18 protein-coding genes are annotated in these 17,637 nt (G+C 37.6%); all 18 read left to right on the plus strand.

The features are described from left to right. The first annotated feature begins 9 nt into the window (after nucleotides 1-9). The 18 genes from ACEVFT_RS08165 (at nucleotide 10) to ACEVFT_RS08250 (ending at nucleotide 17,635) form a co-directional block, all read left to right on the plus strand. The gene (locus ACEVFT_RS08165) at nucleotides 10-687 is read left to right on the plus strand and encodes a flagellar biosynthetic protein FliO (protein ID WP_342534079.1); all 678 of its coding nucleotides are present in this window, start codon (nucleotides 10-12) and stop codon (nucleotides 685-687) included. Next, the gene (fliP, locus tag ACEVFT_RS08170; RefSeq protein ID WP_205441955.1) at nucleotides 684-1,349 is read left to right on the plus strand and encodes a flagellar type III secretion system pore protein FliP; all 666 of its coding nucleotides are present in this window, start codon (nucleotides 684-686) and stop codon (nucleotides 1,347-1,349) included. The genes ACEVFT_RS08165 and fliP overlap by 4 nt, the downstream gene beginning before the upstream one ends. A 13-nt stretch (nucleotides 1,350-1,362) precedes the next feature. Continuing rightward, nucleotides 1,363-1,632, plus strand: coding sequence for a flagellar biosynthesis protein FliQ (gene fliQ, locus ACEVFT_RS08175; protein WP_004269285.1), 270 nt, complete (start codon nucleotides 1,363-1,365; stop codon nucleotides 1,630-1,632). Nucleotides 1,633-1,636: 4 nt separating this feature from the next. Then, nucleotides 1,637-2,410, plus strand: coding sequence for a flagellar biosynthetic protein FliR (gene fliR, locus ACEVFT_RS08180; RefSeq protein ID WP_048391595.1), 774 nt, complete (start codon nucleotides 1,637-1,639; stop codon nucleotides 2,408-2,410). Nucleotide 2,411: 1 nt separating this feature from the next. Next, on the plus strand, nucleotides 2,412-3,500 hold the full coding sequence (gene flhB / locus ACEVFT_RS08185; protein WP_205441956.1) for a flagellar biosynthesis protein FlhB: 1,089 nt from the start codon (nucleotides 2,412-2,414) through the stop codon (nucleotides 3,498-3,500). 23 nt (nucleotides 3,501-3,523) lie between these two features. Next, nucleotides 3,524-5,554 carry a flagellar biosynthesis protein FlhA gene (gene flhA / locus ACEVFT_RS08190; RefSeq protein WP_205441957.1) on the plus strand — a complete coding sequence of 677 codons (2,031 nt, stop codon included), beginning with the start codon at nucleotides 3,524-3,526 and terminating at the stop codon, nucleotides 5,552-5,554. Beyond that, nucleotides 5,554-6,747 (plus strand): flagellar biosynthesis GTPase FlhF, encoded by a 1,194-nt coding sequence (gene flhF, locus ACEVFT_RS08195; protein ID WP_393949181.1) that lies wholly within the window; start codon nucleotides 5,554-5,556, stop codon nucleotides 6,745-6,747. The genes flhA and flhF overlap by 1 nt, the downstream gene beginning before the upstream one ends. Then, complete coding sequence (locus ACEVFT_RS08200; protein ID WP_205441959.1) at nucleotides 6,744-7,619, plus strand: MinD/ParA family protein; 876 nt, start codon at nucleotides 6,744-6,746, stop codon at nucleotides 7,617-7,619. Before flhF ends, ACEVFT_RS08200 begins: the two co-directional genes overlap by 4 nt. Continuing rightward, complete coding sequence (locus ACEVFT_RS08205; RefSeq protein WP_205441960.1) at nucleotides 7,620-8,774, plus strand: protein-glutamate methylesterase/protein-glutamine glutaminase; 1,155 nt, start codon at nucleotides 7,620-7,622, stop codon at nucleotides 8,772-8,774. Nucleotides 8,775-8,789: 15 nt separating this feature from the next. Beyond that, complete coding sequence (locus ACEVFT_RS08210) at nucleotides 8,790-10,862, plus strand: chemotaxis protein CheW (RefSeq protein WP_342534081.1); 2,073 nt, start codon at nucleotides 8,790-8,792, stop codon at nucleotides 10,860-10,862. Between the two features lie 27 nt (nucleotides 10,863-10,889). Further along, complete coding sequence (locus tag ACEVFT_RS08215) at nucleotides 10,890-11,336, plus strand: chemotaxis protein CheW (protein WP_205441962.1); 447 nt, start codon at nucleotides 10,890-10,892, stop codon at nucleotides 11,334-11,336. 9 nt (nucleotides 11,337-11,345) lie between these two features. Continuing rightward, the gene (locus ACEVFT_RS08220) at nucleotides 11,346-11,978 is read left to right on the plus strand and encodes a chemotaxis protein CheC (RefSeq protein WP_205441964.1); all 633 of its coding nucleotides are present in this window, start codon (nucleotides 11,346-11,348) and stop codon (nucleotides 11,976-11,978) included. Further along, complete coding sequence (locus ACEVFT_RS08225; RefSeq protein WP_393949184.1) at nucleotides 11,978-12,484, plus strand: chemotaxis protein CheD; 507 nt, start codon at nucleotides 11,978-11,980, stop codon at nucleotides 12,482-12,484. The genes ACEVFT_RS08220 and ACEVFT_RS08225 overlap by 1 nt, the downstream gene beginning before the upstream one ends. Next, on the plus strand, nucleotides 12,484-12,855 hold the full coding sequence (locus ACEVFT_RS08230) for a hypothetical protein (protein ID WP_342442703.1): 372 nt from the start codon (nucleotides 12,484-12,486) through the stop codon (nucleotides 12,853-12,855). Before ACEVFT_RS08225 ends, ACEVFT_RS08230 begins: the two co-directional genes overlap by 1 nt. Before the next feature lie 267 nt (nucleotides 12,856-13,122). Then, nucleotides 13,123-14,349, plus strand: coding sequence for an amidohydrolase (locus tag ACEVFT_RS08235; protein ID WP_205441966.1), 1,227 nt, complete (start codon nucleotides 13,123-13,125; stop codon nucleotides 14,347-14,349). Nucleotides 14,350-14,530: 181 nt separating this feature from the next. Further along, complete coding sequence (locus ACEVFT_RS08240) at nucleotides 14,531-15,940, plus strand: YfcC family protein (RefSeq protein ID WP_205441967.1); 1,410 nt, start codon at nucleotides 14,531-14,533, stop codon at nucleotides 15,938-15,940. 47 nt (nucleotides 15,941-15,987) lie between these two features. Next, nucleotides 15,988-16,389: a nucleoside deaminase gene (locus ACEVFT_RS08245; protein ID WP_205441968.1), complete on the plus strand. Its 402-nt coding sequence runs from the start codon at nucleotides 15,988-15,990 to the stop codon at nucleotides 16,387-16,389. 22 nt (nucleotides 16,390-16,411) lie between these two features. Beyond that, nucleotides 16,412-17,635, plus strand: coding sequence for an amidohydrolase (locus ACEVFT_RS08250; RefSeq protein WP_393949187.1), 1,224 nt, complete (start codon nucleotides 16,412-16,414; stop codon nucleotides 17,633-17,635). Nucleotides 17,636-17,637 lie beyond the last annotated feature (2 nt).

The raw sequence follows: 17,637 nt of genomic DNA on the forward strand, positions 1-17,637 counted from the left end.
TGCATGAAAATGTTAAAATCATTTCGTTTAACGATGATTTTCGCATTTCTTGTATCCTTCCTGTTTTTGTACCCGACACCAACTTCTGTCTATGCAGATGCTGATACGAATAGTGTCACGGATTGCATTAAAGATCCAGAAGCTTGTAATGGAGATACGACTGATCCAGCTGCTAAACAAGAAACAACTGTAACAGCAGCTGGAGACATATCTGCATGGGAATACATAAAAATGGTTTTGGCGCTTATTTTTGTTGTAGCTTTATTTTATGGATTGATGAAGTTTTTAAATAAACGTAATTTAAACTTCCAACGTAATCAAATGGTACAAAATTTAGGCGGTTTATCGTTAGGTGCGCAAAAGTCAGTTCAGCTTTTACAGGTAGGTAAAACATTGTATTTAGTTGGTGTCGGAGAAGACGTTCAACTTTTACGAGAAATTACAGATCCTGAAGAAGTTGAAGCCCTTTTAGCCCTATATAATGATAGGCAAGAACTTGCAGCAACATCACCGTATATTGCAGAAGTATTTTCTAAGTTTAAGAAAAAAGATAGCGTGAATGTACAAAATGAGCAACAAAAACAAGATTCATTCGGCAATTTATTTGAAAAAAAGCTATCCGAAATAAAACAGGAGCGTAGTGACGAGATAGAGAGATGGAAGCAGAAGGAGAAGGATGGTAAATGAATGATTTAATCAATATTTTTTCCAACAGCGATCCAACGAACGTCTCGACATCTGTAAAGCTCTTACTTTTACTAACTGTCTTATCACTTGCACCAAGTATTTTAATTTTAATGACATCCTTTGCTCGTATAGTCATTGTCTTATCCTTTGTGCGTACAGCATTGGCAACACAGCAAATGCCACCAAATCAAGTGATCATTGGTCTGGCACTATTTTTAACGTTTTTTATCATGGCACCAACCTTTCAGGAGGTCAATAAAGAGGCGCTACAGCCATTGTTTGCTGAAGAAATTGGTTTAGAAGAAGCCTATGACCGTGCTAGTGTGCCATTTAAAGAGTTTATGAGTAAGCATACTAGGCAAAAAGATCTTGATTTGTTTTTAACGTATAACCAAGCAGAAAAACCAGCATCAGTGGAGGAAATTCCGCTGACTATGCTTGTCCCTGCTTTTGCTTTAAGTGAAATTAAAACTGCATTTCAAATTGGTTTTATGATTTTTATTCCATTCCTAGTAATCGATATGATTGTTGCGAGTACATTAATGTCGATGGGGATGATGATGTTACCACCAGTAATGATTTCATTGCCATTTAAAATTTTATTATTTGTACTGGTTGATGGCTGGTATCTCGTTATGAAATCGTTACTACAAAGTTTTTAGGGGATGATACAGTATGACAGGTGAGTTGGTTATTTCCATTGCAGAGCGTGCTATAATGATTATCCTTCTAACAAGCGGTCCGCTACTATTAGTTGCTTTAATCTCTGGTTTAGCGGTAAGTATCTTTCAAGCCACAACTTCGATACAAGAGCAAACTTTAGCATTTGTACCAAAAATTATTGCTGTCTTAGTGGCCATCGTATTCTTCGGCCCTTGGATGCTATCTCAAGTTACAAGCTATGCGAGAGACATATTTGAGAATTTAACGCGTTATATAGGGTGAGTACATGAATGAATTAATTCCGCATCTAACGGTTTTCTTATTAGTACTTGTACGTGTCTCAGCCTTTTTTGCTACGGTTCCTTTTTTTTCATATAGAACCATTCCACCACAAGTCAAAATTACTCTCGCACTGGTTTTAGCTTGGATGATGTACTATACAATTGATGTTGAGCCATTTGCATTCAATGATGATTACATATTATTAGTGGTGAAAGAAGCACTAGTTGGACTATTACTCGGTCTAATGGGCTATATCATCATGTCCGCAATTCAAATTGCAGGAAGCTTTATCGACTTTCAAATGGGTTTTGCCATTGCCAATATAATTGACCCGCAAACAGGTGCTCAAAGTCCATTAATTGGTCAGTTTTTTAATATGCTAGCACTGCTTTTATTGTTAGCGATTGATGGCCATCATATGATTCTTAATGGAATCTACTACAGCTATCAATTTTTCCCGATGGATCAATTCCCTAGTTTTATGAACGAAAACTTTCCGCAGTTTATCATCACAACATTTACAGCCGTTTTCGCCATAGCATTCCAGATGGCTGCTCCTGTTGTAGCGACCTTATTTTTGGTCGACTTAGCTTTAGGGATCACTGCAAAAACAGTACCGCAACTGAATATATTTGTTGTCGGTTTTCCTATTAAAATTGGTGTTAGTTTTTTAGTGTTATTTACAATGATGGCCGTTATGATTCAAGTTATTCAAAAGCTTATTACGATTATGATTTATGGGATGCGTGATTTAATGGCCATTTTAGGTGGTGGATAATATGAGACTACTACTGAATTTAGAACTACAATTTTTTGCGGGTGAAAAAACAGAAAAGGCAACCCCTAAGAAACGACAGGATGCTCGAAAAAAGGGGCAAGTTGTCAAGAGTCAAGATATCTCTAGTGCCATTGTGATGTTAATGGTATTTATCTTTTTATTTTTCTTTGCAGGCTCTTTGCGCGACGAGCTACTATCCTTTTTCAGGCAAACCTTTATTCATAACATACGCATCGAAGCACTGACTATTGATAGTGTGATGCGCTTATTTACAGAAACATTGATTCAAATGGCTTTTATCATTGTGCCAATTATGGCAATTGCATTTGTCGGAGCACTTGCAGGTAATTTTTTGCAGTTTGGCTTTCTCTTTACGTTAGAGCCAATGAAGTTTGATTTGAAAAAGATGGACCCTATTAAAGGGCTAAAAAAGATATTTTCTGTTAAAGCCATTGTGGAGTTATTAAAGTCTGTTTTAAAGATCGGTTTTATCGGAAGTGTCACAACAATTATTATTTGGTCAAACTTACCGGAAGTTTTGGCCTTATCTTTTAAAAGTCCATGGATGACGCTCATTACGGTAGGGAAGCTTGTTGGCATTATGGGCATAGCAGCTTCTTTAGTATTACTTTGTGTATCCATTTTAGACTGGATGTATCAAAAACATGAGTACGAAAAAAATCTTAAAATGTCTAAGCAAGATATTAAAGATGAATATAAAAATAGTGAGGGTGACCCTCTGATTAAATCAAAAATCAAACAACGTCAACGTGAGATGGCGATGAGACGGATGATGTCAGAGGTTCCGAGTGCGGATGTAGTTATTACCAACCCTACTCACTATGCAATTGCCCTCAAATATAATGAGGACAGTATGGATGCTCCTCGTGTTATTGCGAAGGGGACAGACTTTATTGCTCAAAAAATTAAACTGATTGCCAAAGAGCATGATGTAATTATGGTTGAAAATAGGCCATTAGCACGTGCCATGTATGATCAGGTAGAAATAGGCGATCAGGTACCAGAGGAATTTTTCAAAGCAGTAGCAGAGATACTCGCTTATGTTTACCGTATTAAGCGAAAAATTTAAGGCTTTTTGTAGGAGGGACACAAATGAAAGTTCGCGATATTGGGGTTTTAGGTGCGGTTATTTTAATCGTAGCGATGCTCATCATCCCTCTTCCTCCGTGGATGTTAAGTTTTTTAATTGTCATTAATATTACATTAGGATTAATTGTACTGCTAACAGCAATGAGTATGAAAGAAGCATTGGATTTTTCCATTTTTCCTTCGGTGATTTTATTATTAACCTTGTTCCGATTAGGATTAAGTGTTTCCACAACCCGTGCAATCTTAGCAAATGGAGATGCAGGTTCGGTCGTTGAAACCTTTGGAGATTTCGTAGTTGGCGGAAATATACTTGTTGGTTTAGTCGTCTTCTTAATTTTAGTGTTAATTCAGTTTATTGTAATTACAAAAGGTGCAGAACGAGTAGCTGAAGTAGCGGCACGTTTCACACTGGATGCGATGCCAGGTAAACAAATGAGTATTGATGCTGACTTAAATGCAGGGATTATTTCCGAAAAAGAAGCGCGTGAACGACGTGAAAAAGTAGCGGGAGAAGCGGACTTTTACGGAGCAATGGATGGGGCCACAAAATTTGTAAAGGGAGATGCCATTGCATCCATGGTAATGGTTATTATCAACCTATTATTTGGTATCATCATTGGTGTCGTACAAATGGGGCTTCCCTTTGCAGAAGCGGCAACTCATTTTTCGAAACTAACAGTAGGGGATGGTATTGTATCCCAAATTCCTGCGTTGCTTATTTCAACTGCTACAGGGATTGTCGTAACGCGTGCTTCTTCTAAAGGAAGTCTTGGTCAGGACATTACAGGACAATTATTTGCCCAAGCTAAGCTTCTCTATGTAGCTGGTGGTACCATTGTATTACTAGGGCTGTTCACCCCAATACCAAACTGGGTAACACTGCCAATAGGTCTTTCACTAATTGCGGGAGCTTATATGATGGAGCGTAAGAAACCAGAGGATGAAGAAGAATTACAGGAAATTGAAGAAGAAGTGGCTACTGACGGCATGAAGAGCCCAGAGAATGTTGTGAATTTATTAAATGTGGACCCTATTGAATTCGAATTTGGTTACGGATTAATTCCCTTAGTAGATGCCGCTCAAGGTGGGGACTTATTAGACCGTGTTATCATGATACGTCGACAGCTAGCATTAGAGTTGGGAATCGTTATCCCAGTTGTTCGTATTCGTGACAATATTCAGCTTCAACCAAATGAATATCGAATTAAAATAAAGGGAAATGAAATGGCACGAGGCGAACTTTTACTAGATCATTATTTAGCGATGAGTCCTGGCGACGATGATTCCATTGAAGGTATTGACACTGTCGAGCCATCATTTGGATTACCAGCTAAATGGATAACAGAGCAAGTAAAAGAGGATGCTGAAATGTACGGTTACACGGTTGTGGACCCACCGAGTGTGGTTTCAACACACTTAACAGAAATTATTCGAGCAAATGCTCATGAGTTATTAGGGCGACAAGAGACTAAGCAGTTAATCGATCACTTACGAGAATCACATCCAATCTTAGTAGAAGAATTGACACCTACACCTTTATCTACTGGAGAAATTCAAAAGGTATTGGGCAAGCTTCTTCGAGAAAATGTGTCTGTACGTAACTTACCAATTATTTTTGAGACACTAGCAGACTATGCAAAATTAACGAGTGATACAGATATCTTAACTGAATATGTGCGTCAATCATTGGCTCGTCAAATTACAGCGCAGTATGTTGGGGATAGTTCGGTATTAAAGGTGATTACGGTTTCAGGTAAAGTAGAAAAAATGATTGCTGATAGTATCCAGCAAACGGATCATGGAAATTATTTAGCTATGGACCCTCAAGATTCCCAAACAGTATTAGAAACTATTGCAGCTGAAGTAGAGCGTGTTTCCTTTATGGAGCAATCAGCTATTATTTTATGCTCTCCAGCAGTTCGGATGTATTTACGACAACTAACGGAGCGTTATTTCCCGCAAATTCCGGTTCTATCCTATAATGAACTGGATGCTTCAGTTGAAATTCAAAGTGTTGGGGTGGTGAATGTTTAATGAAAATGAAAAAGTATTATGCATCATCCATACCAGAGGCGATGAAGCAAGTCCGAGCAGAATTAGGTGAGGACGCAGTCATTTTAAATTCAAAAGTAGTCATCACAAAGAAATTTTTCGGCATGATAAAAAAGAAAAGTTTTGAAGTTGTTGCAGGTATTGATGCAATGGAGCCACGTCAAGTGGCTTCTGTACCAACACCTGCTGTACTACCTGTAGTAAAAAAAGAAAATGCAAGGTTACAAGAGATTACAAATGCTATTCAAGCAAAAATACATCAGGAACCACCCCATGATGTAGCAGTACATGAGGACACTAGCATTTCAGAAGAATTGAGAAAAGAAATTGCTGATTTAAAATCATTAATGCAATCGATGCATAAAAAGACTACCCAAGCTCAATATCCCGATGAACTCTTACCCTTCATTGAATACTTAAGACAGCAAGAGCTAAGTGAAGAGCTCATCACAACGATAGGTGATGAGCTTTTTATGCATTTCAAAGAAGCGTCAGAAATAAATTTCTCGCAGTGTAAATTAATAACAAAAAATTTACTCCGTAAGAAGCTAGAAGTACTTCCTGTTGGAGGATTGTCCTACGAAAGAAAATATATAAATATATTAGGACCAACAGGTGTTGGCAAGACCACAACCATTGCCAAAATGGCTGCTAGAGCTGTGTTAGAAAAAAAGAAAAAGATTGGCTTTATTACGACAGATACTTATCGGATTGCGGCAATAGAGCAGCTCAAAACATATGCTGGTCTTTTACAAGCTCCTGTTGAAATTGCTTACAATGCAACAGATTTTGAACAAGCAATCCGAAGATTATCACATTTAGATTTGGTTTTTATTGATACAGCTGGTCGTAATTATAAAGAAGTCAAATATGTTGATGATCTCCAACGTCTCATAAAATTCGATGATCATGCAGAATCTTATTTAGTCCTTGCAATGACAACGAAAGAAAGGGATTTGGAGAATATTGTTGATCAATTCAAACAATTACCAATTGAAAAATTCATTTTTACAAAAATTGATGAAACAAATTCTATTGGCACAATGATCAATTTAATGATTAAATATAATAAAGGACTTGCTTACTATACGAATGGTCAAGAAGTACCAGAAGATATTGAAGAAGCTGATTTAGAAGCAGTGCTTAATTTGTTTTTTCAAGGTGAAGAAAAATGAGAGACCAAGCTGAAGCATTACGCTTAAAAATGATGAGACGGCAAGGCGAACTAGGTAGAGCAATTGCAGTTGTAAGTGGCAAAGGTGGAGTAGGTAAAAGTAACTTCACTATGAATTTTGCCATGACTTTGGCCCAAAAGGGGAAAAGAGTTGTCATTGTAGATATGGATATTGGGATGGGGAATATCAATATTCTAATTGGGAAAAATGCTTCTTATAGTTTAAAAGATTACTTAGAAGGAAATAAGTTACTAGATGAGGTAATATTTGAAGGGCCTTACGATTTAAGGTATATTTCAGGTGGGTCAGGTATGACAAGTGTGCTTGATTGGTCACATAGTATGTTTGAACGACTTATACAAGCATTTGAAGAGCTTCAAAAAAACTATGATTATATTTTATTTGATATGGGGGCTGGTGCGACAAATTGGTCGTTAGATTTACTCACATCCATTGATGAAATTATCGTCATTTCAACAGCGGAGCCTACTTCTATTACAGATGCATACTCCATGATGAAGTATATTCATGTTCGAGATCCAGATAAGCAGTTTTATATTCTTTGTAACCGTGCTTTCAGTAAAGAAGAAGGAATAGAAACGAATGAACGTTTAAAGTTAACAATGAAACGTTTTTTAGACAAAGAAACAATCATTCTCGGTTCATTACCTGAAGACCCTATTGTGCGTAAGGCAGTGCGCGAGCAAGTACCATTTTCACTTGCTTATCCAGACGCATTAATATCAAAAACATTACAACTTATAGTAGTTCGTTTTATGGAGCAGCGTGCAGAGGAAATACACGCGCATGATCAAACTGCGAAAAAATTTTTAACGAAACTTAGAAGTATTTTCTCGAAAGGGCGTGATTAATTGGACTTTTTACATAAAAGCAAGCTTTTAGTTGTGGATGATTCTGCTTTTATGAGAAAGCTAATTAGTGACTTTTTTGTTGGCAACTCGAAGGTGGAAGTAGTTGGAACAGCTCGAAATGGAAAAGATGCGATCAAAAAGATACAATCGTTGAAGCCAAACGTTGTGACAATGGATATTGAGATGCCTGAAATGAATGGGCTCGACGCTTTAAAAGAAATTATGATACAATGTCCGGTTCCTGTAGTAATGCTCTCAAGTACCACTCAACGTGGGACAGAAAATGCAATTGCAGCAATTGAAGGCGGTGCAGTCGATTTTGTCGCCAAGCCTAGCGGGACCATCTCCCTTGATTTACATAAAATTCAAAATGAACTTGTGCACAAAGTGGAGCAAGCTGCAATGGTGCCAATTTCCAAATTGAAAAAACCTTCTGGTAGTAAAAGACAACAAGAAAAAGTGACAAGGGTGAGTACCGTAATAAAGGAACCACAACAGCATGGACGACCAAACACATCTACAAATGTTGTTTCTACTAAGGTAGTCGCAACAAAACCAATGGTAGAATGGAGTAAAGTAGGAAAGAAGATTGTGCTAATTGGCACATCAACAGGAGGACCTCGTGCACTTCAGGAGGTTGTTACTAAAATTCCTAAGTCTATTCAAGCTCCTATATTAATTGTTCAGCATATGCCTGCTGGATTTACTAAATCGCTTGCGACTCGACTTGATCAGCTAAGTGAAATTTCTGTAAAAGAGGCTGAACAGGGCGATATTTTGCAAAATGGAGTGGCTTATATTGCACCAGGCGGCTATCATTTAAAGCTTAGAAAAGTAGGGACGACTTTTGGCATAGTTCTTGATAATCAAGAAGCACCAAGATCTGGCCATCGACCTTCTGTAGATGTAATGTTCGAAGATGTTAGTCAATATAAAGATTTTGATAAAGTAGCAGTGATTATGACAGGTATGGGCCATGATGGCTCTAATGGATTAAAAGCATTGAAAAATACTGGCAATGTCATTGCTATTGCCGAATCAGCAGAAACTTGCATTGTATATGGTATGCCAAAAGCAGCAGTAGAAACGCAACTTGTTGATGAAGTTGCAGATGTAGATGATATTGCACAAACAATAATGAAATATTTGCCTTAAAAGGGGTGTCCTCTTATGGAAGTCAATCAATATTTAGAGATGTTTATTGAAGAAAGTAAAGAGCATTTACAAGCATGTAGTGAACACTTATTAGAGTTAGAAAAAAATCCAGATGATTTGGCAATTGTTGGGGAAATATTCCGCTCTGCACATACATTAAAAGGTATGTCTGCCACAATGGGCTTTGAAGATTTAGCAGATTTAACACACAAAATGGAGAATGTTTTAGATGCTATCCGTAATGAGAAGATTCATGTAACACCTGAAATTTTAGATGTCGTATTTGAATCTGTTGATCATTTAGAAGAAATGGTAATGGATATTGCCAACGGCGGAGATGGTAAGCGTGATGTTTCTTCAACTGTTGCGCAGCTGAAGCGCATAGAATTAGGTGAGGAAGCCGTACCAGAGGTGGTAGCAACAGTTGCTGCACCAGTTGTTGAAAGTGTATTAGAATATGATTCATTTGAACAAACAGTCATTACACAATCGGCTGAACAAGGCTTCAATGCTTTTGAAATTTCAGTAACATTACGCGAGGATTGCCTTTTAAAGGCAGCACGTGTATTTATGGTGTTTGAGATTTTAGAAAAAGATGGGGATGTCATTAAATCAAGTCCAACTGTTGAAAAGCTTGAGGACGAACAGTTTGATCAACAGTTTTATGTTGCATTTGTCACAAAAACAACAGCAGAGGATATGCAGAAAAAGCTAATGAAAGTTTCTGAAGTTGATGAAGTTATTGTGACAACAATCGACCAAAGGAAATTTAGTGAAAAAGAATTCGAAGCTCACCAAGAAGTAGCAGCAACTGCAACAGCAGTGGTTGAGGTAGAGGCAATCCCTACTGCTACACCTGCTGCTAAAGCTGAGCCTGTTGCGAAACCGGTCAAAGAAGCTGCACCTGCAAAGGCTGACAAAAATCATGCACCTGTAGGTAATAAAACAATTCGTGTAAATATAGAACGTCTGGATATTTTAATGAACTTGTTTGAGGAGCTTGTCATTGATCGTGGCCGACTGCAATCAATCTCTACTGAAGTAAATCATGGCGAGCTAAATGAAACAGTAGAGCGAATGAGTCGTGTGATGGGTGATTTGCAAACGATTATTTTAACGATGCGCATGGTACCAGTAGAAACAGTTTTCAATCGTTTCCCGAAAATGATTCGTCAGCTATCGCGTGATTTAAATAAGAAAATCAACCTCGAAATCATTGGTGCTGAAACAGAATTAGATCGTACAGTCATCGATGAGATTGGAGATCCGCTTGTTCACTTAATCCGTAACTCTGTGGATCATGGCATTGAAAATCCAACTGCTCGTCGTGCAAAAGGTAAGCCTGAAGAAGGAACAGTTGTATTGCGTGCGTATCATAGCGGTAACTACGTCTTTATTGAAATTGAAGATGATGGTGCGGGCATAAATCGAGAAAAAGTATTAGCGAAAGCTATTTCAAAAGGTATTGTTACGCAAGAACAGTCTTATTCAATGTCTGATAAACAAATTAATGAGCTTATTTTAGCTTCGGGCTTCTCAACGGCAGATGTCATTTCTGATGTATCTGGTCGTGGAGTAGGTTTAGATGTTGTAAAAACAACGATTGAATCACTAGGTGGCAATATTTCAATTGAATCAACTCAAGATGTTGGATCCATCTTCTCAATTCAATTACCACTGACATTATCGATCATTTCAGTTATGCTTGTGGAGATTGAAAAGGAAATTTATGCAATTCCACTATCTTCTATTATTGAAACATCTATTATCCGTTCATCAGAGATTATGAATGCACATAATCAAAAAGTAATCGACTTCCGTGGCAAGGTTGTGCCATTGGTATTCTTAGAAGAAATCTTTGAGGTACCTCGTCAAGAGCCGCAAGATGAAGAATTCCACTCAGTAGTGATTGTCCGTAAGGGTGAAAAACTTGCTGGTTTAGTAGTGGATTCATTCATTGGCCAACAAGAAATTGTCTTGAAGTCATTAGGAAATTACTTAACAAATATCTTTGCCATTTCAGGAGCAACAATCTTAGGCAATGGTAAAGTAGCCTTAATTGTAGATTGCAACGCACTAATTAAATAAGGTGAATGAATAAGAGAGGTGTAAAGTATGACAAATGCAGTGGAGCAAGAAAGTATTAAAGTAATTGTTTTTCAATTAGCAGATAAAGAATATGCAATTCCTGTGTCTCATGTACAAGGAATCGAGAAGTTAATGCATATCACACGTGTACCGAAAACAGCGAATTATGTAAAAGGTGTAATCAATCTACGAGGTGTTGTCACGCCGATTGTTGATTTACGTGAACGTTTTGAATTACCAATCTCTGAACATGAAGAAACAACACGTATTATCATTATTTCATTAGAAGATATGGAAGTAGGCTTTGTAGTAGATTCTGCTAACGACGTTATTGATATTCCTGCAAGTGCTATTGAACCGCAACCAGAAGTTGTTGGCTCACTTGAAGAAGAATTTATTTCAGGCGTTGCTAAAGTAGAAAAGCGATTATTAATCTTATTACATTTAGAAAAAGTATTAAATCCACTAAAGTAGGGATCGATAATGACATTTAATCAAAAAATAACATCGCTACATTTAGATGTATTAAAGGAAATTGGAAACATTGGTGCTGCGCATGCCGCGACAGCACTTTCCAATTTACTTGGGAAAAAAATAGATATGCGTGTTCCAAAGGTAGAAATGGTGTCCTTTAACGATATGATGGAGTTGGCTGGCGGATCAGAAAACGTCGTTGTTGGCATTTACCTTCGTATTGAAGGTGATGCAGAGGGGAGTATGTTCTTTATTTTACCTATCGAACAAGCAAACCGCTTTATACGTCGACTCATTTTCGATGACTCATTTGACTTTGAAAAACGACCTGTTTCAGAGTTAGGTTTATCAGCTATGCAAGAAATGGGAAATATTTTATCGGGCTCCTATTTATCTGCCCTATCAGATTTTACTAACTTGAAAATTTACCCGACTGTACCAGGTCTAAGTGTTGATATGTTTGGAGCTATAATAAGTATTGGTTTAATAGAATTATCTCATGTCAGTGATAATGTTATTGTTATAAATACATCCATTTTTGAAGAAGGTGTGGAAGACCTTGAAACGGTGAGAGGTCATTTCTTCCTACTACCAGATCCTGACTCATTTGATGCGATTTTTAAAGCATTAGGGGTTTCATGATGATGTTAAGCAATAGTAGTGGACAAGTGATTAAAGTGGGAATTGCACAAATGGATGTAGTAAAGCTACCTAACACGATTCGAACTTCGGGTCTTGGTTCATGTGTTGGTGTTATTTTGTATGATGAGTCAAAAAAAATTGCTGGTTTAATCCATGTGATGTTACCAGATTCAAGCTTAGGAAGAGCTGAGTCAATCAATGTCGCAAAATTTGCAGATTCAGGTATTGCTGCAATGGTTGATTTATTAAAGTTAGAAGGCGTTCAAAAATTTAAACTCAAAGCAAAAATTGCAGGGGGTGCGCAGATGTTTCAATTTACTTCTGACAAAGATACAATGCGTATCGGTCCCCGCAATGTAGAAGCTGTCAAAAATGAATTAAAGAGACATGGAATCCCTTTAGTGGCCGAGGATACGGGTGGAAATAGTGGTAGAACGATTGAATTTAATCCTGCAACGTCGATATTACATATTCGAACAGTTAACCAGGGAGTGAGCGAAATCTAATGTTTGGTTCTATATTTTACAACCTATGGGGAGCATTAATTGCCTTTTCTATTTATTTTTTTAGTACATTTCAAGAATCATATACGCCCCTGCGAATCCTGATTGGCTCATTTATTGTAGCAATCATCGTATTTTTTGTAATGTTTATTGTACGTTTTTTAATTGCTTACATCTTGTTTACACCAGAGGTAGATGAGGAAGCAGTTGAAGATGATTTAGATGAAAAGGAACTTGATTCAACAGAAGGCGTAACACAAGAAGCGCCAACAGCTAATTCCACGGTTGAATTTCAAGATGAGAATTCTGAGGAAATTGCACAAGTAGTACGAACGATGATGAATCGAGAAGAAGACCAACAAGTGAATGCGTAAAAGAGAGAGTCGTGAATAGCGACTCTTTTTTTATTTGGCTTTGAAGTTTATAGTATATGAAAAACTTAAGTAAAATTAATTTTTTTTATATTATTCATATATACACTCTTCATGTTAGCATATTTGTACAAAGGAAAAGCCTTTAATCAGAAAACCGCAAATTATATAAAAAATGTAGTTTATCATAACAAATGCCTTGTCCTGGAAGTCAATCAAAAGAATAGGGTGAAAAACAGCTAAAAACAAGTCACATATGGAGGAATGGTGATGCAGCAAGAGTATTGGTTAATGAATGTGCTTCTTGAAAAAAGCTATGAAAAGGACAGAGGTGTCATTGTAGGTACGACAACCGAGCTTTGTCACCTTCATATTAAAGAAGGGATCATAGTGAATATCTTATCAGCAGATCAACCAGTAGACAGCAATATCGAAAAAATTGACGGAAAAATGAAATTACTCATGCCGAGTTTTATTGAAAAACATGTTCATCTCGATAAAACATTTCTAGGTGGACCTTGGGTTGCTGTAAAACAGGAAGAATCCATTATTGATCAATGCAAGCTCGAACATAATAGATTAATAGCATTGACAATGACTACTGAAGAAAGGGCAATAGTTTTATTAGATAAACTACTACAGAATGGGTCTACTCATGTTCGAACACATGTAGATATTTACCCTGAAGTAGGACTTGAAAATATTGTAGAAGTTATGCAAGCATTGACTCATTTTTCTGGGAGGCTTTCCTATGAGGTAGTTGCTTTTCCACAGCACGGTTTAGTCAGAAAGAAGGCTAAGAGCATGGTTCGAGATGCATTGTGTCTTGGGGCAGGCATTGTCGGTGGTGTTGATCCTGCATCGGTCGATGGCAATATTGAAGAGTCCTTATTCCAAATGATGGATCTAGCTGTTGAAGCAAATGCGGAAATAGATCTTCATCTACATGATAGTGACTACTTAGGTATTTATACAATGAAACGGTTAGCAGCACTTACAATGGATGCTGGCTGGCAAGGACGTGTAAATATTAGTCATGCTTTTGCATTAGGACAAATTCCATTAACTGAAGCTGAAGAAATGGCAGACCTCTTAGTGGAAGCAAGTATTTCCATAACGACAGCTTTACAACATAATGTTACCTTGCCACCTGTTCCACTGCTGAAGGAAAAAGGGGTACGAGTTGCAGTGGGAAGTGACAATATTTACGATGCTTGGAGACCATTTGGTAATGGAGATTTGCTTGAGCGCGTTGGCCGCTTAACAAATAGATTCCACTTGTTAGATGAATATTCTTTAGATCAATCACTTGGTTATATCACGAATGGTATCACATTATTAGACAAGGAAGGCAATAGAATGTGGCCCATTCAAGGTAGTGAGGCCAATATGGTATTAGTGGAAGCTGGCTGTGTAGCAGAAGCAATTGCTCGACGTGTAAAACGAATAGCTGTTTTTTTTCAAGGAAAGCTTGTTGCAGGAACGATACATGGTTAAACGTGTTATCACTTAAAAAGACTAAATTTTCTGCAAATGAAATTGCGATCACTGTTTATTCTATTAATTAATCTTAATAAAATCTATTCATTAGGAAAAACCAGATTTATCGTGGTTGTACATTTTGATAGATTTTTTCAACTAAGAGAAAGTTTAGCTGCAAAGGGGAGAAAGTGGAGTTATGACTACAGTTCAGTCAAATGATCTTCAAAACAAAAAAAAGAAAAAAAGAGAAATAAATGTTTTTGTACTTATTTTATCAATGTTAGTGATTGCCGCTATTATTACTTACATTGTACCAACTGGTGAATATACCCGGTCAGATGTGGATGGCAGAAATGTAGTAGTGCCTGATACGTATCAGACGATTGAATCTTCACCAATTAGTTTGATGGGGCTCATTACATCTATTCATACAGGAATGGTAGATTCAGCACCTATTATTTTCTTTGTACTGATTATTGGTGGAACATTGGGGGTATTATCAGCAACTGGAGCAGTTGAAGCGTTAATTGCCACAGCTTCGAGAAAGTTCGCCAAAAAAGAAAAATGGTTGATTCCAATTATTATGCTGTTTTTTGCCTTAGCAGGAACACTAATAGGGATGGCTGAAGAAACATTGGCCTATATTGGGATTTTGGTGCCTATTGCCATCGCACTTGGATTTGATGCTATTACAGGGGCAGCTATTGTATTGGTTGGGGCATCTGTTGGTTTTATGACAGCCGTGTTAAATCCATTTACTGTAGGGATTGCACAGGGGATTGCTCAATTACCGCCATTTTCAGGGATTGGCTATCGTATTGTGTTGTTTGTTATTACGTATTTGGTTTCTGTTTGGTATATTCAGCGCTATGCTTTAAAAATAAAACGTGATCCTTCAAAAGGATTTTTCCCAATTGGCAAGTACGACAAATTAGACGATACAGCCAATGTTCAACTTAATACTACACATAAGATTGTCCTCGGTTGTTTCTTACTAAATTTTGTTGTGCTTATTTTCGGTGTGATTAAGTTCAGTTGGTATATTACAGAAATTGCTGGTATTTTTACGTTGCTAGCTATCGTCATTGCTTTTGCAGGGAAAATTTCTGCAAACAAAGCAGTGAATGCATTTATGCAGGGTGCAGGTGGTATTTTGTCAGGGGCATTAATCATCGGTGTTGCGAGAGCAATTGTTGTCGTGTTAACTGATGGTCATGTCATTGATACATTATTATTTCATGCATCATCCTTAATTCATCATTTCCCACCTGTATTGAGTGCTGTAGGAATGTATTTTTTACAGTTTATTCTTCACTTTTTTGTTCCTTCAGGAAGTGGTCAAGCAGCATTAACGATGCCTATTATGGCACCACTTGCTGATCTTGTAGGGGTGACACGTCAGACAGCTGTACTTAGCTTTTCAATGGGGGACGCCATTGGCAATATCATCTTCCCAACAAATGGCCCACTTATGGCAGCACTTGCATTAGCTGGTATCCCATGGGTGCGTTGGTTGAAATGGATTTGGCCACTGGTTGCCATTCACATTCTCATCGGTTTGACTGCAGTCATCGTCGCACATTTTATCAATTACGGCCCGTTTTAATGTATGACAAGGTAATAGAAATTTGCTATTTCTAGGAGGGAAACGATATGAAATCACATGACTTTATGAAACAAGCACTTGACTTAGCTAAGGAAAATGAAAGAACAAAACATGGTGCTCCTTTTGGTGCAATTGTGGTGAAAAATGGACAGATGATTGGCTCTGGTGTAAATGAGGTTGCAATCACCAATGATTTGACGAATCATGCAGAGATTCAAGCAATCCGTCAAGCTTGTCATGCACTGAAAACGACCAATTTAGAAGGTTGCGAAATGTATGCAAGCACAGAACCATGTCCTATGTGTTTGAGTGCCATTTATTATTCTAAAATTTCTACAGTTTATTATTTTAATGCTAGTAATCCTAGTCAAAATTATGTCTACCATCAACTATCTTTACCCCATCAAGAGAGGGCCATTCAGATGGTTCATCTAGCTATTAATCTTTAATAAAATTCGGGAGGTTCAATTAATGATACCAACAGCGTATTGGCTAACAAATGTACGATTAGAAACGGGTTATCATTACGATAATGGGGCCGTTATAGAAACAAAAACGGCTCTTTTTAATATACAAGTCGAAAATGGTAAAATAACACAAATTATAAGTGTAGATCAGCCTTTAGAAACAGATTTACCTAAGCGAGATGCACATAGTTATTTAATGCTCCCTTCTTTTAGAGATATGCATATTCATATTGATAAAACCTATTTTGGTGGACCATGGAAGGCTCCTTCGATTCCAACAGAAGGTCTAATCACAAGATTAAAAGAGGAAGAGATTCTACTGCCTAGCTTATTGCCTGTTGCAGAGGAAAGAGCAAAAAATATACTTGATTTGCTGTTACATGCGGGTTCAACACATGTTCGTACGCATTGTAATATTGATCCGTTTATTGGGTTGAAAAATTTAGAAGCAGTCTTAAGAGCTAAAGAGGCTTACAAAGATAAAGTTGCTTTAGAGATTGTTGCTTTCCCGCAACATGGGCTATTACGTAGTGATTCCATTTCTTTAGTAAGGGAAGCTTTGCGAAGTGGAGCGTCTCTAGTAGGTGGTGTAGACCCAGCAACGATCGATGAAAATATTGAAAAATCTTTACAAACGGTGATGGAATTAGCGGTGGAAGCTAATGCAAATGTTGATTTGCATATCCATGATCCTGGCCATCTTGGTATTTTTACCTTTAAACGATTAGCCGCATTAACAGAGGAGGCGGGTTGGCAAGGTCGAGTGACAATTAGTCATGCGATGGCCCTTGCTGATGTTTCTACTAATGAAGCAAGTGAAGTTGCAGCGTTACTAGCACATCATGGTATTGACATTACCTCGTCTGTTCCATTGGATCATACCATTCCTATTCCTCTATTAGATCAAAAAGGTGTTCAAATCTCTTTAGGTGATGATAGTATTACGGATCACTGGTCACCGTTTGGTATAGGTGACAGCTTAGAAAAAGTGGGTACGCTAGCTGAACGCTTTGGTTTAAGTGATGAACGTTCACTTGGTCAAAGTCTAAAGTATATTACGGGAGGCGTAACACCTTTAAGCAATGAAGGACAGCTCCTTTGGCCGAATATTGGAGATGCAGCGAATGTCGTATTTGTTGAAGCAACTTGTTCAGCAGAAGCAGTAGCAAGGAGAGCAAGAAGAGTGGCAGTACTCTTTAAAGGAAAAATAGTTGCGGGCGAGCTTTAATT

It is taken from the genome of Lysinibacillus sp. PWR01 (assembly GCF_043359455.1).
GTDB lineage: Bacteria > Bacillota > Bacilli > Bacillales_A > Planococcaceae > Lysinibacillus > Lysinibacillus fusiformis_F.